The 22,715-nt window shown below is 48.2% G+C and carries 11 protein-coding genes; 10 read left to right on the top strand and 1 reads right to left on the bottom strand.

Annotated elements, in window-relative coordinates:
- Positions 1–82: 82 nt before the first annotated feature.
- Positions 83–2,290 carry a phospholipase C, phosphocholine-specific gene (locus ABIO93_RS09050; RefSeq protein WP_348066720.1) on the bottom strand — a complete coding sequence of 736 codons (2,208 nt, stop codon included), beginning with the start codon at positions 2,288–2,290 and terminating at the stop codon, positions 83–85.
- Positions 2,291–2,465: 175 nt separating this feature from the next.
- Between ABIO93_RS09050 and ABIO93_RS09045 the strand changes: the two genes are divergently transcribed.
- From ABIO93_RS09045 to ABIO93_RS09000, 10 genes are all read left to right on the top strand, one after another.
- The gene (locus tag ABIO93_RS09045; RefSeq protein ID WP_348066718.1) at positions 2,466–2,840 is read left to right on the top strand and encodes a hypothetical protein; all 375 of its coding nucleotides are present in this window, start codon (positions 2,466–2,468) and stop codon (positions 2,838–2,840) included.
- Positions 2,841–3,055: 215 nt separating this feature from the next.
- Positions 3,056–3,433, top strand: a complete 378-nt coding sequence (locus ABIO93_RS09040; RefSeq protein ID WP_348066716.1) for a hypothetical protein — start codon at positions 3,056–3,058, stop codon at positions 3,431–3,433.
- 99 nt (positions 3,434–3,532) lie between these two features.
- Positions 3,533–7,888, top strand: coding sequence for a CusA/CzcA family heavy metal efflux RND transporter (locus ABIO93_RS09035; protein WP_348066714.1), 4,356 nt, complete (start codon positions 3,533–3,535; stop codon positions 7,886–7,888).
- Positions 7,889–7,900: 12 nt separating this feature from the next.
- Complete coding sequence (locus ABIO93_RS09030) at positions 7,901–9,049, top strand: efflux RND transporter periplasmic adaptor subunit (RefSeq protein ID WP_348066712.1); 1,149 nt, start codon at positions 7,901–7,903, stop codon at positions 9,047–9,049.
- 105 nt (positions 9,050–9,154) lie between these two features.
- Positions 9,155–10,027, top strand: a complete 873-nt coding sequence (locus ABIO93_RS09025; protein WP_348066710.1) for an AraC family transcriptional regulator — start codon at positions 9,155–9,157, stop codon at positions 10,025–10,027.
- Between the two features lie 310 nt (positions 10,028–10,337).
- Positions 10,338–12,650, top strand: a complete 2,313-nt coding sequence (locus ABIO93_RS09020) for a DPP IV N-terminal domain-containing protein (protein ID WP_348066708.1) — start codon at positions 10,338–10,340, stop codon at positions 12,648–12,650.
- Positions 12,651–13,036: 386 nt separating this feature from the next.
- Positions 13,037–16,552 carry a PVC-type heme-binding CxxCH protein gene (locus ABIO93_RS09015; protein ID WP_348066706.1) on the top strand — a complete coding sequence of 1,172 codons (3,516 nt, stop codon included), beginning with the start codon at positions 13,037–13,039 and terminating at the stop codon, positions 16,550–16,552.
- A 51-nt stretch (positions 16,553–16,603) separates the two neighbouring features.
- Positions 16,604–19,597, top strand: a complete 2,994-nt coding sequence (locus ABIO93_RS09010; RefSeq protein ID WP_348066704.1) for a TonB-dependent receptor — start codon at positions 16,604–16,606, stop codon at positions 19,595–19,597.
- 19 nt (positions 19,598–19,616) lie between these two features.
- Complete coding sequence (locus tag ABIO93_RS09005) at positions 19,617–21,203, top strand: RagB/SusD family nutrient uptake outer membrane protein (protein WP_348066702.1); 1,587 nt, start codon at positions 19,617–19,619, stop codon at positions 21,201–21,203.
- Between the two features lie 111 nt (positions 21,204–21,314).
- Positions 21,315–22,697: an aminopeptidase P family protein gene (locus ABIO93_RS09000; RefSeq protein WP_348066700.1), complete on the top strand. Its 1,383-nt coding sequence runs from the start codon at positions 21,315–21,317 to the stop codon at positions 22,695–22,697.
- Positions 22,698–22,715: the final 18 nt, after the last annotated feature.

The following is a 22,715-nucleotide window of genomic DNA, read 5'->3' as shown; positions in this document are numbered from 1 at the left end:
CCAATAAAAATCATGAATTAAATGCCACACATGTGGATTTAACATTTATATATAAAATCGCGCCTGACTCTCACCTCCTCAACTATACCGCAGGATCGCTGATGCTATGCTTGCCGGTTTCGACCCTACCCGCGATCCTGCGCACAAAGCCATTCTCCTCCGAAGCCCTCACCGAGAAATCATACCAGTTACCCGATTTAGCCAGCGGCCATGCTTTTGTCACATGACCATGAGCCGGCACCAGCAGCGACCACGGTCCGCCATGATCATAAGCATTGGAAGTAACGGTGAGGCTTATGGGTGTGTTGCCGGCATTTCGCAGTTCCAGATTCAGTATGCCTTTTTGATGATCATAACGCACGGCGATTTCAGGTCCCACATGCTTTCTGCTGCCTGCAAACTTGCGAAAGTATCCATTCGGACCGTAAACTTCGAGATCGTAATCGCCACCATCCAGCGAAACGTCCCATTCATCGACGAGTTCCTTACCTGCTTCCACCGTGTACCGTTTTGGAATACGGTCCAGATGTTTGAGGTCATAAACATGAAACACAGCTCCCGCGGATCCTGAATTTTCAAATTTCAACCGGATTTCGTTTGAATGGGTTGTCAGTTCCAAATGCGTGTGCAAACGGTAGGGTAATGCGCGTGAGAACCGCGTCCCTTTTTCGTAAAACAAGGGCGCAGACGACTCCGGCGCGGCAGCTTTCGGTAGCAACTTCGACGATGCTTCCAGATCAGCGTAATTCGCAGTGTCAGGTAGTTTTGGAAAAACAGGATCATTCGGATTTACAAAATCAAATGCAGAAGAAAGGTCGCTGCTGACCGCTCGGTGCCATGGACTGATCGCCGGAATGTTGACTTTAAAACGCTTTTCAAGAAACTGCCCGACAGAAGTGTGATCGGCCACCTGGGAATCGACCCAGCCGCCTTTGCTCCAAGGTGATATGATGTACATAGGTACCCTCGGCCCCATTCCCCACGGCCGGATGTTTCCGCTGATCGTGTCCCTTTTGTCCTGATAAATCCTTTTTTTTACTTCCCCACCCTTTTTCATGCTGGCTTCCAGGAAAGGACTGGGAAACGGCGTGGTACCTTTATCATTGTTGAAATACATGCCCGCCAGGTCGCGTGTGGCCTTGCCTGCAAGCGTACCGTCGATATTAAATGATGGCACCGCGGGTGCTGGCAAATGATCAAACAGTCCGTCGTTTTCATCAAATGTGAGAAAGAAAACCGTTTTGCTCCAAACCTCGGGATTGGAGGTAATGGCCGTCAGTACCTGGTGCGTAAAATCTCCGCCCCGGTTGGGGCTCGACGGCCCGCTCGGATGCTCGGAATTGCTCTTAGAAGGCAAAATCCAGCTTACCTGTGGCAATGTACCATCCGTTACTTGTTGGGTCAAATCGTCGAGCGACCAGTGTTTCATTCCATTTTCGTAGATCGGCGATCCGGGTTTTGCGGTGCGAAAACTCTCAAAAGCCAGACAGCCGTGCATCGCACCCTCCCAGTTATCATTCGGGTCCTGATAAATCCGCCAGCTGACACCTGCTTTTTGCAAAACATCAGGAATGGTATCCCATTTGAAGGACGAACCGCGGTACACGTAGCCGGGCTCGGGCATCAAATGGGGCTTGTCAGTACCGTCGGCATGTTCCGGCCAGCAACGCAGGTTAACAGGCTCAGAGTCAGCATCGGTACAATTGATACCAGCCGCTCTTTTTTCAGGATCAAAATTAGAACCAGACCAGAAAACAATGCGGTTCGGATCAGTGCCTGTCGCTACGGAGCAATGATAGGCATCTGATATCGTGAAAGATTCCGCCAACGCATACTGGAATGGGATCTCTTCGCGGGTGTAGTAAGCCATCGAGTAAGGCGTCTTGAACAACGGCCAGCAGCCATATTTCCCCTGGTTCCATGCGGCCTGCGTATCCGGGAAATCATGCGGTGTGCCATTTACCAGGGCAGCATTCATGGTCTTTTTATCCGCCCGGTAAGGAGCCACCTCCCGCTTTCCGTCTGATTGAAAAAATACATTTTTCCCACTTTCCAGCGGAATAGGGAACCGGTCGCCGAAGCCTCTTACCCCGCGCATTGTTCCAAAATAATGATCAAAAGAGCGGTTCTCCTGCATCAGGATCACCACATGCTGCACATCCTGAATACTCTTCGTAGGATTGTAAGCGTCCACTGCAAGTGCTTTTCTGATCAATGGAGGCAATAAATTCAATGCAGCACCCGCACCTGCGGACATTTTGATAAACTTTCGGCGGTTAATTTCGGTCATAACGGGTTTAGTAACGTGCGAAAAAGTAGTCAACCAATTGATTTATAGTATTGTAATTTATTTATCAAAAATATAACATAGTTGGGTTTGTTTCATAAACCCAATTCTCTAATTTGGCCTCCGATGCGGTGACTTATGTTGCATCAAACAAAAACATTTAATCCAATCTATTAACATGAAAAAGGTAAATTATTTATTAATTCTGCTCGTGACCATTAGCATGTTCTCCGTAGCAGCTCGAAAGGCCATCGTTGCTAACGATCTGCTGGGAACCTGGAAATACACGGTGACCAATGTACCGCCGGAATACGAGACAGGGGTTATGACATTTGAACAAAAGGATGACAAGACCATTGGTTACCTGGGATCAACTGAAAAAATGGAAATGAAGGAGTTGACCATTGATCAGAGCAAAGTCACATTTAAACTGGATTTCCAGGGTGGCTTACTGACTTTTACATTGACTCAGGATGGCGAAAAACTAAGCGGTACCATCGTGTCCCAGGATGGCGAATTCCCGATTTCGGCCGTGAAGGAGGCAAAGAAATAACGGCACCTCGCTGGCAGAGATCGGCCTGCGACTGTAAACTGTTGAATCACAAACAAAAACTCCCTGGGTCATGCGAAACCGCATTAGCCCGGGGAGTTTTTGTTTAAAGGTACTATTCTGTCAATGATGTAACCATCTAGCCACAGTAGTTTACATTGTCAAAAAACTACCAGGTAATACTTGCAAAGACAACTGTCCGGACGTATTTTAGGGCCGTGAAAAGGTTTATCCTACATATTATGCTGACGATCCTGATACTTGACACCACGTCATTGTACCAGGTGTTCAAGGTACCTTCTCTCATCAGTCATTTTGTGGAGCATAAGGCATTAAACCACGATATCAGTTTCATGGATTTCCTTTCCATGCATTATTGGGGCGATGATCTCAATGATAATGACGACGATAAAGACATGCAACTGCCTTTCAAGAAGTTTGAAATACAACACACCAGCTTCCTTTTTACTCCCTTTTCTACCAGCTTTACCTTCAAGAATACCACCTGGCCCGTCAAGGCCGACTATGGCCCTCATAAGCCTCAGTTGCACTATCACGCTGCTTTGCGCTCACTCTTCCGGCCCCCGCAAGTTTAAATACATACGCAGTACAGGATTTGAATGCCTGTAAATCTATGTGCGCATCCATTTATGCGTCCATAGCCCTTTTGCTATGTATTTATATTTCAATTCGTTATGCTAAACAGAATTATCAGGTTCTCTGTGGAGAACAAGCTGGTAATCGGCATATTCATGTTGCTGTGGATTATCTACGGCAGTTATGAAGTGAGCCGGTTACCCATAGATGCAGTGCCCGATATCACCAATAATCAGGTCCAGATCATTACCACGGCGCCTTCGCTCGGGGCAGAAGACGTCGAACGCCTTATTACTTTCCCGATCGAGCAGGCAATCAGCAACATTCCGGGGCTCAAAGAAAGCCGCAGTCTGTCCCGCTTTGGCCTCTCGCTGATCACCATTGTGTTTGAAGACGGCTCTGATGTATACTGGGCCAGGCAGCAGGTGACCGAACGTCTTTCCCAGGTGGAAATCGATGAAAATGCGAACAAACCAGAACTGGCGCCCGTCACGACCGGACTGGGAGAGATTTACCAGTATGTGATCAAGCCGCGTGACGGTTTTGAGAAGAAATACTCGCTCTCCGACCTGCGTACTACTCAGGATTGGATCGTGCGCAGGCAGCTGCTCGGTACCCCTGGCGTGGCCGACGTTTCCACATTCGGCGGGGAAGTGAAGCAGTATGAAGTTGCCGTAAACCCGTCGAGCCTCAAAGCCGCCAACCTGACGATCAGCGACGTATTCACTGCATTGAGCAAAAATAACCAGAATACCGGCGGCGCGTACATTGAAAAAGGCCCGACGGTGATGTACATCCGCAGCGTCGGCCTGGCTCGTACTACCGACGACATTCAAAATATTGTGGTCAAAAACAACAGTGGCGGCACGCCGGTTCTGATCAGCCACATTGCAGAAGTCCGCATGGGCTCGGCGATCCGATATGGTGCCTTGACGATGGCTGGAAAAGGTGAACTCGCCGGCGGAATCGTGATGATGCTCAAAGGCGGTAATTCCTCGGAAGTGATTGAGAATGTAAAAAACCGCATCGCCGAAATCCAGAAGACATTGCCGGAAGGTCTTGAAATAGAGCCTTTTCTGGATCGTACCAAAATGGTCAACAATGCCATTGGTACTGTGCAAAGTAACCTGCTGGAAGGTGCGCTCATTGTGGTTTTGATCCTGGTACTCTTTCTTGGAAACCTGCGTGCAGGGCTCATTGTGGCGTCTGTGATCCCCCTTTCCATGCTCTTCGCCATTGCTATGATGAACATTTTCGGTGTCAGCGGTAACCTCATGAGCCTTGGTGCGCTGGACTTTGGACTGATTGTCGATGGGGCCGTCATCATTGTGGAAGCGATTTTACACCATATGCATTTTTCCAAAAAATACCGAACTGTTGATACTGTTTCGCAGGAAGAAATGGACGCCGAGGTAACCGGTTCGGCGTCGCGCATGATGAATGCCGCTGTGTTCGGGCAGATCATTATCCTGATCGTGTACCTGCCGATCCTTTCATTATCCGGCATAGAGGGTAAAATGTTTAAACCGATGGCGCAAACGGTGGCGTTTGCGATTCTCGGCGCATTCATTCTTTCGCTCACTTATGTACCGATGATCAGCGCGATGTTTATCAGTAAAAAAATCTCGCACAAGCCTAACCTGTCCGACCGCATCATGTTAAGACTGGAAATTGGCTATCACAAAATGCTGACCAGGGCATTAATGGTCAAGAAAACATTGGTAATGATCGCTTTTGGCTTATTTGGAGGTGCTGTTTTTTTGTTTTCCCAAATGGGCGGCGAGTTTATCCCGCAGCTGGAAGAAGGTGATTTTGCAACGGAAACCAGGCTGCTTGTGGGTACCAACCTGAGTACCACCATTGAGGCGATCAATCGTATTTCGAAAAGCTTAAAAGACCATTATCCCGAAGTTGAAAAGGTCGTTTCCAGAATAGGAAGCGCTGAAATACCGACCGATCCAATGCCGATCGAAGGCGGCGATATGATCATTGTTTTGAAAGATAAATCGGAATGGACCAGCGCGAAAACTTTCCCGGAACTGGCGGGCAAAATGGCCGCCACAGCCCAGGAAGTCATGCCCGGCGTCACGACCGGTTTCCAGTACCCGGTTCAAATGCGGTTCAACGAACTGATGACGGGAGCCAAGCAGGATGTGGTTTGCAAGATCTTCGGGGAGGACTTGGATAAACTGGCCACCTACGCTGAACAACTGGGCGCTATTTCCAAAACGGTGGACGGTACTGCCGACTGGTACATTGAAAAAGTGACCGGTATGCCGCAGATCGTCATTGAATTCAACAGAAGCGAAATCGCGAAGTACGGCCTGAACATTGATGACGTCAACCGTACCATTAATGCCGCATTTGCAGGCGCGGCCGCTGGCCAGATCTACGAAGGAGAGAAGAAATTTGACCTCGTAGTACGCGTTGGTAATGAAGGAAGGAAGAACATCAATGATGTACAAAACCTACCTATTTCAACACCTTCCGGCATTCAAATCCCACTTTATCAAGTGGCTTCCATTAAAGAAATTGAGGGCCCGAACCAGATCCAGCGCGAAAATACCAGACGGAGGATCATTGTCGGGTTCAATGTGCGGGGCCGCGATGTGCAGTCCATTGTGGAGGAGCTGCAACGAAAAGTAGATGCCAAAATCAAGTTTGAAGCAGGTTATACCATCACTTACGGTGGCGCTTTTGAAAATCTGCAACAGGCCAAGGCCAGACTGATTGTTGCCGTTCCGGTGGCGCTGCTGCTGATTTTTATCATGCTGTATTTCGCATTTTCATCGGTCAAAGAAGGTGCGCTCATTTACACGGCCATTCCTTTGTCAGCGATTGGGGGCGTTTTTGCGCTGGCTTTGCGGGGCATGCCATTCAGCATTTCGGCGGGAGTTGGTTTTATCGCGCTGTTTGGCGTGGCGGTACTCAATGGTATCGTGCTCATTTCTGAATTTAACCGGATCAAACTGGAAGGCGTCATCACCGATTCGCTTGAACTGGTGTTGACAGGCACACGTAACCGGCTGCGCCCTGTGCTCATGACTGCCGCTGTGGCATCGCTGGGATTCCTGCCGATGGCGCTCAGCAATGGAGCCGGGGCCGAAGTACAGCGACCGCTCGCGACCGTGGTCATCGGCGGACTAATCACCGCTACCCTACTGACTTTGTTTGTGTTACCGGCGCTTTACCTGCTTTTTGAAACAAAGATCAAGGTTCAAATCCCGAAAAAAGTGGTGGCCATAATCCTCGCACTGTTGATTGCGAATGTGGGTTACGCGCAAAATGCTGAGAAAACAATTGATCTCGATCAGGTCATTCAAATTGCTTTACAAAAAAACCTTCGGGCGCAAACTTCCAGACTGAATGAAAAGGCCAGCGATCGTTTGCAGTCCACTGCATTTGACCTGGCCAAGACGAGCATTACAGCAGATTTTGGCAAAGTCAATAGCATTAACAACGATAATCGCATTGGTATCAGTCAGACATTCAGTTTTCCGGCTGTGTATTCCAATCAACGTAAAATGCTGGAAGCTAACCTTTTGGTCTCCCGTGCGCAAACCCGCATGACCGAGCAGGACATACGCGCCGGTGTGCGGCAGTTGTTTTATGAGTACGCCGCATTGACGGAACGTAAAAAGTTGCTGATGTTTGCGGATAGCATTTACGGTCTTTTTGAATCTAAATCCAATCTGCGTTTTGAGAAAGGGGAAGCCAATGTATTGGAAAAAACCGCCGCCCAAACACATCGCCAGCAGATCACTAATCAGCTGAATTTGCTTCATAAAGACCTGATTATTACTGTTAAACAATTCAATCTGTTTGTACAGGATTCCTTGCAATATGTGCCGCTAACCAGTCGCCCTAAGATTGAAAACGTGTCGGTTTTATCGTCCACGGATCAGTTACCGGCCGTTGAACTGGCAAAGTCTCAGCAGGAAGCAGAATGGTTTCGCTGGAAGACCGAAAAATCCAAGCAGTTGCCGGACCTGATGGTTGGATATAGTAACCAAAGTCTGATCGGGTCGCAGCTAGTGAATGGTAGTGAGCTATACTATGATGGTAAGGACCGGTTCAGTTATGTCAGCGCGGGAGTGAGTGTGCCATTGTTTTTTAAGGCACAATCCGCCCGCGCCGCTGCTGCGAAAATCGATTGGGAGCGCAGTCGGAAACAAACTGAGTACATTCAATTAGTATCGCAAACAGGACTGCAAACCGCAACTGATCAGGCTCAAAAATACCTTGAAAGTTTGCAGTACTACGAAACCCAGGCCCTTCAAAACGCTGATCTGATCATTACCACAGCGGATTCGCAATTCCAGGCCGGCGATATCAATTACCTGCAATGGGTGATGCTGGTTGACCAGGCCATCACCATTAAGAGCGAACACATCCAGGCGCTGGCCAGCTACAATGCGGCTGTGATCGAATTATTGAAGTTAAACAATCTGTAAAAAAACATTAAAATGAAACGATACAGCATCATTTGTCTCACTTTCTGGTTGTTAATTTCCTGCGGAAGTGACCCCAAAACTGGTACCGCCGACGAACCAGAAAACGTCGATTCGACTGGCTCCGGCCAAACTGTTTCCTTCAATGCGCAACAACTCAAAAGCGTCGGCGTGGAAGTAGGAACGCCGCAACTTGAAAAGATCAGCGGTACATTAAGCTTACAGGGAAAAATCGACGTGCCGCCGCAGAGCACGGTGAGTCTCAGCTTTCCACTGGGCGGATACCTGAGATCGACCACGATGTTACCCGGAATGCATGTCAAAAAAGGACAGATTCTGGCTCAGTTGGAGGATATGCAATTTATCCAGCTACAACAGGATTACCTGACAGCGAAGGAAAAATTCATGCTGGCAGAAACTGAGTTCAGTCGTCAAAAAGACCTGAATGCGAGCAAAGCCGCTAGTGACAAAGTGTTTCAGCAAGCCCGCGCCGAAATGGAAACGCAACGGATCCTGACGAGTGCTTTGGCCCAAAAGCTGGAAGTGATCGGTATTGATCCGGCGCGCCTCAAATCGGATAACATTTCAAAAAGCGTCGCCATTGTTTCCCCGATCAATGGTTTTGTTTCCAAAGTCAATGTGAACGTAGGCAAGTACACGTCACCCACGGACATGCTTTTCGAGCTCGTGGACCCACGCGACATTCATTTGGCATTGAATGTATTTGAAAAGGATTTGAATACATTATCGGTCGGCCAGCATGTGGTGGCTTACTCCAATAGTGAGCCCGGTAAAAAGTTTCGTGCAGAAATTATCCTGATCAGTAAAAATCTTGATCAGGACAGAATGGCCGAAGTACATTGTCATTTCGAAAAATATAATCCTGCTCTCGTTCCTGGCATGTACATGAATGGCGAGGTTTCTGTCGATAACAAAAAGGCGTTAACCGTGCCGGAAGAGGCCGTCGTGCGCTGGGAAAATAAATTTTACGTCTTTACTGATGTAGGCAGCGGCACATTTGAAATGATGGAAGTTACCCCCGGCGTGATCAGCCAGGGTAAGCAGCAGATCGAAGCAAAAGGCGTGAACGGTGACACGCGGCTGGTGGTCAAAAATGCTTATGCATTGCTCATGAAAATCAAAAATACGGAGAAAGAAGGCTAGCGACCGGAGCTACAATTTGTTGGGTGATGTGAACAAATTGTAGCTCCTTCCTTATATTGGCCCCCTCAATTCCACTTTGATCCTCGGAATTACATTTCGGTTAATATGAAAGTCGTACAGTTTACTATTCCTGTTTCTAAGGAGCATACCATTGTGGTACAGGAAGATGTGTTGCCGCATTACTACAATCACCTCCATCGGCACCGCGAAGTGCAGATCGAGTGGGTGGTGGAAGGCACCGGAATCCTGATCGCCGGAAACTACATGCAGCGCTTCGAATCGGGTGATGTGTACATTATCGGGGCCAATCAGTCGCACATTTTTAAAAGTGACGAGGTATATTTTCAATCCGAAGAAGACAAAAAGATCCATTCGATTTCCATTTTTTTCGATCCCCGCCAACTTTCCGAAAACCTGTTACGACTGCCGGAAATGACCGGCATCAGAAAATTCGTCGATAGCCTGCACAATGGCATGCAGCTACCGGAATCCGATGTGATCAAAAAAACCATTACCGAGATCGTACACAGCAAGGAAAGTATGCGGGTAGCTTCATTTATCAGGCTGCTCCACCAGGTTTCCACGGTCCGGAATATCAAGCCGCTGGCGACGAACAACAGTGAACAGATCATTTCGGAGGTAGAAGGTATCCGTATGGACCAGATCTTTCAGTACCTGGTCGCGAATTACAAAAAACACATTTCCCTCACCGAAATTTCCGAGATCGCCAGCCTTACCCCACAGGCATTTTGCCGGTATTTCAAAAAACATACGGATAAAACCTTTGTGAGTTTCCTCAATGAGCTGCGAGTGAATGAAGCCTGTAAAATGATCGTTTCGGGTAAATTCGACAGTTTCTCGGACGTTTCCTACCAGACAGGATTCGATAATGTGACGAATTTTAACCGTGTGTTCAAAAAAACGATGAGCCAGTCGCCGAGAGAATATCTCAAAGATTTCCGCGAAAGGCTGATTTAATGCCAATTTTGTGAAGTTTCAGCCTCATTTTCACCTACTCATTATTCTACTATTCGGGCAAATAGCCGAATAAAATCCTTCAAATTAACCTTTGAGCCAAATTCCTGAGACAAATAAGTTAATATCGGTAAAAAAGCCGCTAAATAACACCAAGTTTTTAGTTTTGGTTAATGCTAATTTTACAAATAGATAACAGAAATGTTATCGGAGCGTCAAACAGAAATACTTATTAAGCATTCAAAAACTGCCGGAAATGGCGGGAGGAATTCTATTGCTTATGATTTCCGTAATGTCCACATAAACCCATGCCATGAAGATTTTTACATTGAAACAAAAGACATTATTATACCTTCAAACCCTCACGCTTTCAGCGCTTTGCCTGACCGGCATGGCGCAAAAATCCGCATTGCCCGCCTACCACCCTACCTCAGCCGAAATCGCTGATTCCTATAAAAGAATGGAGCTCATGGACTCGCTGACAAAGGGCACCGTGCTGAAAGCGACCATCCAGGCCAACTGGGCAGCAGACGGTCAATCGTTCTGGTATCGTAATTTTTTGACAGACAGTCTCGCAGAGTACATTTATGTAAACACGGTACAGGGTAAGAAAAGCAAGGCATTCGATCACGAAAAATTGGCCGCGGCACTATCCAAAGCTTCGGATTCGACATTTTCAGCCGCAAAGCTGTCTGTTCATGACCTTCATTTTGACCTGGAAAAACATACTGTGGTCATGCAGGCCAAAGGAAAGTGGTACTCCTATGATACGGAAAGCAATGTGGCGCAGAAGATCGAAAAACCTACATTTCCAAAAGCCAAGGAAATCGGCTGGACGCGGCAGGTAAGCCGCTGGCAACCGTTCCGCGCAGACAGTGTTTCGCCCGATAAAAAGACCAGGGCATTCGTCAAAAACGGTAACATTTACATTGGTAACAAAGAAGGAAAAGACGCCAAACAGCTTACCTACGACGGAAACCCGCTGAAACCTTATGGCGAACTGAGCTGGTCGCCGGATGGAAAATACCTGGTATGCTATCGCATTACACCGCAGGATGAACGGCAGGTGAGCATTATTTTTTCCTCGCTGCCCAACACTACTCGCGGCGAGGTCAAAACCAGAGGTTATGCGCAGCCTGGCGACGAATTCACGAGTTATGAAATGCATGTGATCAATGTGGGCACACGTGAGATCGTGAAAGTACAATCGGAAGTCATTGATTTTTTCGATGCGCCTGTGATTCGCTGGCGGAATGGTGATGACAAGCATTTTACCTACGAAAAGGCAGACCGCGGCCACCAGCGATTCAGAGTAATCGAAGTAGACGCTACGAATGGGCATACCAAAAATATCATTGACGAAAAAACGGATACATTCATTTACCAAAACCTGATCTACACCCACTACCAGCCCGAAAAGCACGAAATTATATGGTCTTCCGAAAAAGACGGCTGGCGGCATTTGTACCTGGTCGATGAGCAAACGGGCAAGATCAAAAACCAGATTACCAAAGGCGAATGGGTCGTAAGGGAGATTGACAGCATTGATACCGAGAAAAGGGAAGTATGGTTTCGGGCCAATGGTATGAACGCGAACGAAGACCCGTACCACATTCATTACTACCGCATTAAGTTCGACGGAACCGGTCTGGTGAAGCTTACGGATCACGCCAAAGCACACCATAACCTAGCGTTTTCTCCGGACCGGACTTACTACATTGATACTTATTCGACGATGACTAGCCCGCCTGTCTCGGAACTCAGAAAAACGGCCGACGGCTCGCTGGTAACGACATTAGAACAGGCTGATATTTCGCAATATCTCGCGCTAGGCTTCAAATTGCCCGAGATTTTCAAAGCGAAAGGCCGCGACGGTAAAACGGATATTTGGGGAATTGTGTACCGTCCGAGCAAATTTGACCCGAAAAAGAAATACCCGATCATTGAAAACATTTATGCTGGCCCGCACGACTCATTCGTACCGAAAGCGTTCCGGTATTACGGCGAAATGCAGAGCATCGCTGAACTGGGGTTTATCGTAGTTCAAATGGACGGAATGGGCACTGCTAATCGCTCGAAGGCATTTCACGACGTTTGCTGGAAAAATATCGCCGACGCCGGCTTTCCCGACCGCATCGCCTGGATGAAGTCGCTTGCTACCAAATACCCACAGGTTGATTCCACCAAAGTGGGCGTTTATGGCACATCAGCAGGTGGGCAAAACTCGCTGGGTGCATTACTATTTCACCCCGGATTTTACGATGCGGCAGTATCTGCCTGCGGCTGCCATGACAACCGCGTCGACAAGCAATGGTGGAATGAGCAATGGATGGGCTACCCGGTCGGTAAGCATTACGACGAACAATCGAATGTGACCAATGCTGCCAAACTAAAAGGAGACTTGCTGCTGATCGTCGGGGAGGTTGACACGAATGTGCCGCCGGAGTCAACCTATCGGGTTGCCGATGCGCTGATCAAGGCCAATAAGGATTTCGAACTGCTTGTGGTGCCCGGAATGGGACATAGTGACGGCGGGCCTTACGGTCGCCGGAAGAAAAGGGACTTTTTTGTAAACAAACTATTGGGGGTAACTCCTCCGAACAGGAATAAAATTGCATTGAAATAGTAACCTAACCTCCTCTGGAAAAAGTCTGAAATAGGTTTTGGACGGCATTGCGGGCGCAATTGCTGGGTGGGAGAGGTATGGCTTTTCTTGACGACTGACGAAGCATTGTCACCTTGAGCGCAGTCGAAGGGAATATGCACTGTGCAAAACCCTTCGACTGCGCTCAGGATGACAAAAGCGACTGCGCTCAGTGTGACAAAGTAATACTAAAGTTGGGCGTAGTTTATAACTACGTCCGAGCGATAGCCGGTCTCCGACCGGCACGAGTAGGGCGTACCGAAATCGGTCGGAGACCGACATCACCCAGACGTATCGGGCCGCCGGGCGGTCGCAGACTACGCCAAACGCCTAACTTAAAGATATGCATCAGTTTTAATAATAGTTGTATGAAAAAGCTTTTACTCAATCTACTCTGTTTCCTGATCATCGCCAGTTGTGCCAAAAAGTCCGGCCCGGCAACTGCGGTGGTTACCGCTACTACATCCACCGAAGGCCGCCGCCTGGAAATCCTGTTCCTCGGCCACGACAGTAAGCACCACGACTCTGAGAAATACTTTCCATCACTTGCATTCCCTCTTTTCCAGAAAGGCATCAACCTGACCTATACTTCCGATCCCAATGCATTAAATGCTGAAAACCTCAGCCAATACGACGGGTTGGTCATTTATGCAAATCATAACACCATTACCCCGTCGCAGGAAACTGCATTAAAAGATTTTGTAGAAGGAGGTAAAGCGCTCATTCCTTTACATGCTGCTTCTTTCTGTTTTCAAAATTCCGAATGGTATATCAAAGCCGTCGGCGGGCAATTTGAAACACATCAATATGGGACTTTCACAGCTCCTATCATCAAGCTTGAACATCCGGTCATGGCTGGTTTGAAGACGTTTGAAACCTGGGACGAAACCTATGTGCATACCAAGCTAAATCCCGACATAATCGTTTTACAAGAACGCATTGAAGGAACCCATCATGAGCCCTGGACCTGGGTGCGGACGCAGGGAAAAGGGCGGGTTTTCTACACGGCTTATGGCCACGACGAGCGTACCTGGAAACAAAAAGGCTTTCAGGATCTGGTCACGAATGGTATTCTCTGGGCTGTGAATGATGAGGCCAAAGAACAGTTTGCAAGATTGAAATTACCGGTTCCCGAGTTCAAAGATGCCGAGGTTCCCAACTACGAAAAACGTGATCCTGCCCCCAAATTCCAGCTTCCCCTCTCCCCTGGCGAATCTCAGAAACTGATCCAGGTACCCGTTGATTTTGAACTGCAACTGTTTGCATCAGAGCCTGATATCGTGAAACCCATCGCGATGGCGTGGGATGAAAAGGGGCGGTTATGGGTCATTGAAACAGAAGATTATCCGAATGAGATCCGTACCGAAGATGGTACCGGCAAAGACAGGATCAAAATATGTGAGGACACGAATGGAGATGGGAAAGCGGATAAATTCACCGTGTTTGCGGACAAGCTGAACATTCCTACCAGCCTCACCTTTGCCAATGGCGGTGTGATTGTTTCGCAGGCACCGCATTTCATTTTTCTCAAAGACACCAATGGTGATGACAAAGCCGATGTCCGTGAAAATATCATCAGCGGCTGGGGCAAAAGTGATACCCACGCCGGGCCATCGAACCTGAAATACGGATTGGACAATAAGGTCTGGGGTGTACTCGGCTATGCCGGTTTCAGAGGTACAGTGAATGGGAAGGCTACTAATTTCAGTCAGGGTATTTACCGGTTTGACCAGGACGGAAAAAATCTGGAATACATTGGAAGAACCTCCAATAATACCTGGGGACTGGGCTTTTCCGAAGACTTCGAGGTTTTTATTTCTACGGCCAATGGTAATTACAGCGGCCATTTCGCAATGCCGCTCGAATATCTGAAACGCACGGTGGCCGACGGTTCTGGTAACAGCGTGTATCAGCTGGATTCGCATTATGACATGAACTACCTTACGCCAGGCCTGCGCCAGGTTGACTTTCATGGTGGTTTTACGGCAGCGGCGGGACACAATTTGTATACAGCCCGAAACTTCCCGAAAAAGTACTGGAACGCGGCGGCATTTGTCTGCGAACCGACGGGCCGACTTTTATACCAGGCAATGCTCAAACCAAAAGGTGCAGGTTATTCAGAGAAAAACGGTTTCAACCTGCTGGCAAGCTCCGACGAGTGGTTCTCCCCCGTACACGCGGAGGTAGGCCCGGACGGGGCCGTGTGGGTGGCCGATTGGTACAGCTTCATCATTCAGCATAACCCTACCCCGCGTGGATATGAAAACGGAAAAGGCAATGCGTACATCAATCCGTTGAGGGACAACAAGCATGGACGTATATACAGGGTCGTTTACAAAAAGGCAAAACCATACACACCACTCAAACTCGACAAAAATGATGCAGTCGGATTATTGGCCGCGCTGAAAAATGATAACATGTTCTGGCGCACTACGGCACAGCGTTTGATCGTGGAATCGCAGAACAAAACGTTGATACCCGAGTTGATCAAATTGGTGAATGATCCTGCGGTGGACGAGATCGGGCTGAATAGTGCCGCAGTACATGCGCTATGGACATTACAAGGCCTAGGAGCGCTGGACGGATCGAATGAGAATGCGTATCATACTGTGGTACGCGCCATGCGTCACCCGGCGGCGGGTGTTCGCAAGAATGCGGTAAAACTGCTACCTCGTAATGAAAAGACGCTTTCTGCATTGAAGTGGACGAATTCGATCAACGATCCGGATCTGAAAGTAAGGCTTGCGACCATTCAGGCACTGAATGATTTGCCTGCGTCGGAAGAAATTGGCAAAATGTTGTATCTGGCCGGCCAGGACTCAGAGAATGCTGCTGACGAATATTTGTCGCAGGCTATATTTTCAGGGGTGATCAAACATGAGATTGGGTTTAAAAATGCAGCTGCCAAACTGAAAGACAGCACATTAACTGCCCGCATTGAACGCGGCCTCGTGCAGGAAACCTACATACTCAATCTCTGGTCGCCACCGATCTATCATCCTGAGATAACGGCCAAGGAATTGAAAATCAATGCGATTGTAACCAAAGCAGACAAAGAACTGGCCGGTGTGATCGTATCGCAGGGTAACAAGCAGAATGGTTACAGCTTGTACATGCAGGATGGAAAATTGTATTGGCTGGTTAAGCAAAACGGTACTGCTTACCAGATCCGCTCGGAGCAAAAGTTGCCGGACGACCGGTTCAACATCGTGGCGACATTAGCCGACGGTGGTAAAATGACATTGGCTATCGATGATGAAAAACCTGTTGCAGGCCAGGCGGCGGCACTATTTACCATACCGTTTGACCCGGAAGAAATACGGCTGGGCCGCGACCTGAGAGATGAAAACCGGGTGGGTGATTATCCTGAAAATGCAAGGCTACAAGGCTGGCTGGACGTCAAAAGTACATTACACCTCAACCAGGTCGTGAAAGACAAAAATGATATCAAAGTCTCTGTGACGACAACGGAGGAAAAACCAGCGGTAGTCAAAAAAGGCATCGGGACGCCGGTTACCATTAACCTCAAAGTGATTGAGCATGAAATGAAATTTGACAAAAAGACTTTTACGGTCAAAGCAGGGCAAAAAGTAACGATACGCTTCACTAACCCTGATTTTATGCAACATAACCTGCTCATTGCTGCGCCAGGAACACTGGAAAAAGTGGGTGCAGCAGCGGATTTGCTCGCCAGGGAATCCAATGCGATCGCCATGAACTATGTACCGAAAATGAATGAGATCCTGCATTCAACGGAACTGGTGAGCCCGGAAGCCAGTGCTACCATCGTGTTCATAGCGCCCGACAAACCAGGCGATTACCCGTTTCTGTGCACCGTACCGGGACATTGGAGGATCATGAACGGAATTATGAAAGTGCAATAATATTACCCAATAAGCTCAACTAAAATTTACCACCAACTAACGCAATTTTACATGAAAAGAACATTATCCAGATTGATCCGGGAAATACCTCAGCTCCTGCTTTGCAGCATGGCATTGGTACTGTTCCTGTCGGAAAATGCCCTGGCTTTTGCTGACCGCCAGATTACAGGTACCGTAGTATCTGCCGAGGACAAAAATCCCCTGCCCGGTGTGACCATTATTGTGAAGGGAAATAATACGATTGGAACTGCGACTGACACCGAAGGAAAATTCAAACTGACCGTTCCGGAAGAAGCTACATTGATACTGAGCTACATTGGTTATGTGAGCCAGGAGGTTGTGATTGGAAGCCAGAATGACTTTAACATTGAACTTTCATCTGATCAAAAGCAGCTATCCGAAGTGGTCGTGATCGGTTACGGAACTCAGAAAAAGGGTGATATCACCAGTTCGGTGGCTAGTATAAAACGCGAGGACTTTATTAAAGGAACCGTTCGTGACGCTGCCCAGCTGGTGCAGGGAAAAGTGGCGGGTTTGCGCATTACCACGCCCAGCGGCTCGCCTGCGGCTAATACGCAGATCAACCTGCGCGGTATCAATTCGATCAACGGAACGTCGGACCCGCTCATTCTGGTGGACGGTATTCCCGGTGGCCTGAACACGGTCGCTCCTGAGGACATTGAGTCTGTGGACGTGCTGAAGGATGGTTCTGCGGCGGCAATTTATGGAACCAGGGCAACGGGAGGGGTGATTTTGATCACGACCCGCAAAAATAAGGCAGGTTCAAAATCGACGATTGAGTATTCCAATTACGTGAATATTCAAACGATTGCCAGACGTCCCAAACTTCTAACCGGGGATGACTATCGCCAGAAAATCAAGGAAGGCATCGACTACCAGGATTACGGCGGCAACACCGACTGGCTTTCCGAGATCATGCAAAAACCAGTGAGCCATAATCATAACCTGACGCTCTTCGGAGGTAATAGCACCACCAATTTCACGGGTTCTATCAACTACCGTGACTGGGAAGGTATTTTCCTGAGATCAGGGCAAAACAGGTTTACAGGCCGCGCCGACCTGAACCATTCAATGTTTAATAACAAACTAAAAACCAACCTGCAACTGATCAACCGGGTTACCCGTTCCAAAGGGCCTGTAAACCCTACGGACAATGGTGCCTGGGGTTACATATTCCGCCAGGCGATCATTCGCAACCCGACTGACCGCGTCAGAACGGATACCGGCGCATGGCAGGAAAGGGATGGTTATTTTTACGAAAACCCGGTTTCACGTATTTATGAGTCCGATTTTGAAGGTACTTATAAAGAAATGAGAATGAGCGGAAGCCTCGATTACGCACCGATCAATGACCTGAATTTCAAGCTATTAGTTTCAAGCGTGCAGAATAATGGTTTGGAAGGTAGCTCTACTACATTCAAACATACGAACACCAGGCTGAGTAACCAGAATGCGACCGCTGGACGGTTCACTTCCGCAAACGATGAGAAGCTTTTGGAGCTAACCGGTAATTATGCCAAATCATTCGGGAAACATCGCTTGACGTTACTCGGCGGATATAGCTGGCAGGATGCTACTTACGAATCGTTTTCAGCAAGCAACTGGGACTTCCCCACCGATGCTTACGACTGGAACAACCTGGGTGCCGGCGGCGCTTTGCAAAAAGGACAGGCTTCGATGGGTAGTACCAAAAACAAATGGCAGCTGGCGGGTTTCTTCGGTCGCTTCACATATAGTTTTGACGAAAAATACCTGTTCATGGCCAGCGTTCGCCGTGAGGGTTCTTCACGATTTGGTGTAAATAATCAATGGGGTACGTTTCCAGCTGCCTCAGTGGGTTGGAGGATCAGCAAAGAAAGCTTTTTGGAGAACATCGTTGGTAGCGCAGAGATCAAGCTGCGTGCAGGTTTCGGGGTAACGGGTACCATTGCGAATTCACCGTACCTGTCGCAGATCAGCTATAATTTCAGTCGTGACCAGGGTGCATTCATTGGTGGCAAATGGGTACCAGGCTTTGTTCCGGCCCGTAACTTCAACCCGGATTTGCGTTGGGAGAAAAAAGAAGAGATCAATGCAGGTGTTGATTTTGGCTTCCTGAAAAACCGCGTCAGCGGCTCTGTAGACTTTTATAGCAGAAAAGTGAAGGACCTTCTTTACGACTTCCCGGTTCCGGTACCACCTTACCTGACCGGTTCCATGTTCCTCAATGCAGGTACGATGAAAAACGAAGGTCTTGAAATCCTGCTAAACCTGGTACCTGTGCAAACAGCCTCATTCCAGTGGAATTCGGGCTTCACCTACTCTACCAATCGCAACAAACTGGTGAGTCTTTCCAATGATCAGTTTCAGGCTGCCAACGACTTTTTTGACGCTGGATATACCGGCGAGCCGATTCAAATCAGCACGCACCGTGTGAAAGTAGGCGAACCGATCGGACGTTTTTTTGTATGGAAAAGCGTTGGTGTGGACGAAAAAGGCGGCTGGCTGATCGAAAACAAAGATGGCGAGGTCATACCCATTGCGGATGCGCAGCCAGAAGATCGCCAGTACTACGGAAACGGTATTCCGAAACACAATCTGGGCTGGAACAACTCGGTGCGCTACAAAAACTTTGACCTGGCGGTGAATATGCGCGGCGCATTCGGATACGACGTGCTGAATTTCCAAAGCATGTTCTATAATAACCCAAAAAACAAGGCATATAACATGCTGAACACAGCCTACGACCCTATCGACGGCAAGGTTTTGAACAATGACCTGGTATACGTGTCGCATTACATTGAAAATGGCAATTACTGGAAAATTGACAATGTGACGCTGGGTTATACCCTTCCTCAGAACCTGATCAAAGGCATGAAAAACGCCCGCATCTTTGTATCAGGACTAAACCTGGCCACCATCACAGGCTACACCGGAATTGATCCGGAAGGTGTTTCGATGACCGGTTTCGATCCCGGAAGCGACCAACGCGACAAATATGCAACTACCCGCACATTCACTGCCGGACTTAGCGTAACATTCTGATCCACAACAAACATTTGAAATGATGAAAAACAGAAACACCAAATATATTTTGCTTGCATCGGTGCTGGGTGTCACCGCCATGTATTCCTGCACAGACCTGAAAGAAGAGGTGTACTCCGAAGTACTGGCCAGCAGTTACCAGCCTACCGAAAAGGACCTTCCTGCAATCGTAGCGCCAGTTTACTCGTCACTTCGCAGCCTGATGGCGGGTTGGCAGGGCTACTTTGACCTGCAAGAGGAAGCGGCGGATGCCATTATCACACCTTCGCGGCCCAATGGCTGGGATGATGCCGGTACCTACAAAAGGATGCATTACCACACCTGGACGTCGCTGCAGGACCAACCTGCCAACACCTGGTTCAGCTCATTCAGTAGCATTACCACGGCCAACCGGGTTATTTCTCAGATTGAAAGTGGCGAAATTCCGATCACGACCGGCAAGGAAAATACAGTAGCGGAACTGAAAGCTGTACGCGCACTGGCATACTATCTGCTGCTCGACAACCACGGTAATGTGCCGGTAGTGACGGATTTCAAGGATATCAGCCTGCCGAAACAAAGTAACCGTAAGGACGTTTACGATTTCATTATCAAGGAATTGAACGATGCGATCCCGAATCTGAGCGAGAATGCGGCGACTACTTATGGTCAGCTGAACAAATGGGGAGCAAAAGCGCTGCTGGCGAAAATTTACCTGAATGCAGAAGTTTACACGGGTACGCCGCAATGGGCGAAGGCCATTGAGACAGCCGACGAAGTAATCAAAAGTGGTAAATATGTCCTGGATGCTAATTATTCGGACATTTTCACCTGGACGAATTTTAATTCCAAAGAGATCATTTTCGCGATTCCTTACGACGAGATTTACGGAACAGGAAACATCATTCACATGAAAACGCTCGACCCATTGAGCCGCACCGTGTACCCGATGAATGCCGGTCCATGGGGTGGAAACTGTGCAGTACCGCAGTTTATCGATACTTATGACGCCGACGACAGCCGCCTGGCGGATACCTGGATCATGGGACCGCAGAAGAACGCAACGACAGGAGCAGTGGTGATCACTTACGGAAAAGCCGTACCTACCATGGAAAAAACGGCATCTTCGGATGGTTTCCGTATTGGTAAATTCAAAATCAAACCCAATGCAACCGGAAGTCTTGACAACGACTTTCCATTACTTCGCTACGCTGATGTGCTAATGATCAAAGCCGAGGCACTTTTGAGAACAGGAAAAGCCGACGAAGCTGCGGTAATCGTAACGGATGTGCGTAAACGTGCATTCAAAAACGCCCCGGCCAAAGCCACCGTTACCGGTGCCGATCTGGCCAAGGGAAGCAAATATAACTACGGATACCAGGCAGTTGACGGATCCATTACAGAGCGCCAGGGTGGTGACGACATTAAGTTCGGCCGCTTTTTCGACGAGCTGGGCTGGGAGTTTGCAGCGGAGGCACACCGTCGTCAGGATATGATCCGTTTCGGGGTTTTTGGAACAAAAAAATGGTTTAACCACCGTCCACAGGCCGGACAACGCGCATTGTTCCCGATACCACAAAGCGAGCTGGACAAAAACACCAACCTGAAACAAAACCCGGGTTACTGATTTCATCTAGTTAAATTGGTTATGTAATGCAATCTTGCTCGCTAACACATCATGTTTGGCGAGCAAGATTTTTTATTTATAAATTGAAAGCGATTCACAAAACTAAAAGCCATGTTTTCCAAACAAACTTATATTGAAAGACGCAAGACACTGAAAAACAAAGTCGGTAGCGGCTTGATCCTTTTCCTTGGCAACGACGATACAGGTATGAATTACCATGACAATGTGTATCCGTTCAGGCAGGACAGCAGTTTTCTGTATTATTTCGGGCTGGACATTGCGTCGATTCACGCGGTCATTGACATTGATAATGACCAGGAAATCATTTTTGGCGACGAACTGACGATCGACGATATCGTGTGGACGGGGCCAAAAGAGCCGCTTCGTGAAAAAGCCGCTAAAATAGGAGTTACCCAGGTAAAGCCACTTTCTGCTGTTTCGGGTTATTTGCATGATGTATTGTCAAGAAAGCAACATGTACATTTCCTGCCTCCCTATCGCGCCGAGCATCATTTGAAATTGCAGGAATGGCTTCATATAGCTCCGGCCGAAGCGTCACAACTTGCCTCTGTGACGTTGATCAAAGCCATTGTGTCCATGCGTTCTTACAAAACTGCGGAAGAGATCGCTGAGATCGAAAAAGCGGTGGATACTTCGGTAGATATGCATCTGGAATTCATGAAAATCGCCCGACCCGGCATGACCGAAAAAGAGCTGGCCGGAAAGCTACAAAGCATTGCCATCGGACAAGGCGGCGACATTTCCTACCCTATCATCCTGACTGTCAACGGAGAAATCCTCCATACCCACGCACGCGACCTGGCCATTCAGGATGGACAGCTTGGTCTTTGTGATGCCGGAGCTGAAACGGCGATGCGCTACTGCGGCGACCTTACCCGGACCATTCCGGTTGGCAAACGGTTCACTACCATTCAGAAAGAGATGTATGAAATCGTACTACATTCACAAAAATCAGCCATAGCAGCCTGTAAACCGGGCGTATTGTTCAAAGACGTGCATACATTGGCATGTACCAAATTACTGGAAGGATTGAAACAGGTGGGAGTAGTGAAGGGTGACCCGGAAGAAGCCGTCGCGCATGACGTGCACACGCTATTTTTCCAATGCGGACTTGGCCACATGATGGGTATGGACGTACACGACATGGAAAACCTGGGCGAGCAGCACGTAGGTTACACCGAAGATTTGAAAAAAGGAACGGCTTTCGGCTGGAAATCGCTGCGTCTGGGCCGTGCGCTGGAACCCGGTTTTGTGTTCACGGTTGAACCTGGTCTTTACCTGATCCCAACATTAATCGACCGCTGGAAAGCAGAAAACAAACTTTCACAATTTATCGACTACAACAAACTGGAACAATTCCGCGATTTCACGGGTGTTCGTATTGAGGATAATATTGTGATGACGGAAGATGGGAATCGGGTGCTGGGGAAGGAATTGGTGAAGGAGGTAGCGGATGTGGAGGCTTTACGTTGAGGAAATTGACAAATAATT

This window comes from Dyadobacter sp., from assembly GCF_039919315.1.
Taxonomy (GTDB): domain Bacteria; phylum Bacteroidota; class Bacteroidia; order Cytophagales; family Spirosomataceae; genus Dyadobacter.
The sequence above is the reverse complement of the archived record's forward strand: the minus strand, read 5'-3'. Positions and strand labels throughout refer to the sequence as shown.

Excerpts from the sequence above, each read along its gene's own strand:
- ABIO93_RS09050 (WP_348066720.1), bottom strand. The coding sequence starts at position 2,290 with ATGACCGAAATTAACCGCCGAAAGTTTATCAAAATGTCCGCAGGTGCG.
- ABIO93_RS09045 (WP_348066718.1), top strand. The coding sequence starts at position 2,466 with ATGAAAAAGGTAAATTATTTATTAATTCTGCTCGTGACCATTAGCATG.
- ABIO93_RS09035 (WP_348066714.1), top strand. The coding sequence starts at position 3,533 with ATGCTAAACAGAATTATCAGGTTCTCTGTGGAGAACAAGCTGGTAATC.
- ABIO93_RS09030 (WP_348066712.1), top strand. The coding sequence starts at position 7,901 with ATGAAACGATACAGCATCATTTGTCTCACTTTCTGGTTGTTAATTTCC.
- ABIO93_RS09025 (WP_348066710.1), top strand. The coding sequence starts at position 9,155 with ATGAAAGTCGTACAGTTTACTATTCCTGTTTCTAAGGAGCATACCATT.
- ABIO93_RS09020 (WP_348066708.1), top strand. The coding sequence starts at position 10,338 with ATGAAGATTTTTACATTGAAACAAAAGACATTATTATACCTTCAAACC.
- ABIO93_RS09015 (WP_348066706.1), top strand. The coding sequence starts at position 13,037 with ATGAAAAAGCTTTTACTCAATCTACTCTGTTTCCTGATCATCGCCAGT.
- ABIO93_RS09010 (WP_348066704.1), top strand. The coding sequence starts at position 16,604 with ATGAAAAGAACATTATCCAGATTGATCCGGGAAATACCTCAGCTCCTG.
- ABIO93_RS09005 (WP_348066702.1), top strand. The coding sequence starts at position 19,617 with ATGATGAAAAACAGAAACACCAAATATATTTTGCTTGCATCGGTGCTG.
- ABIO93_RS09000 (WP_348066700.1), top strand. The coding sequence starts at position 21,315 with ATGTTTTCCAAACAAACTTATATTGAAAGACGCAAGACACTGAAAAAC.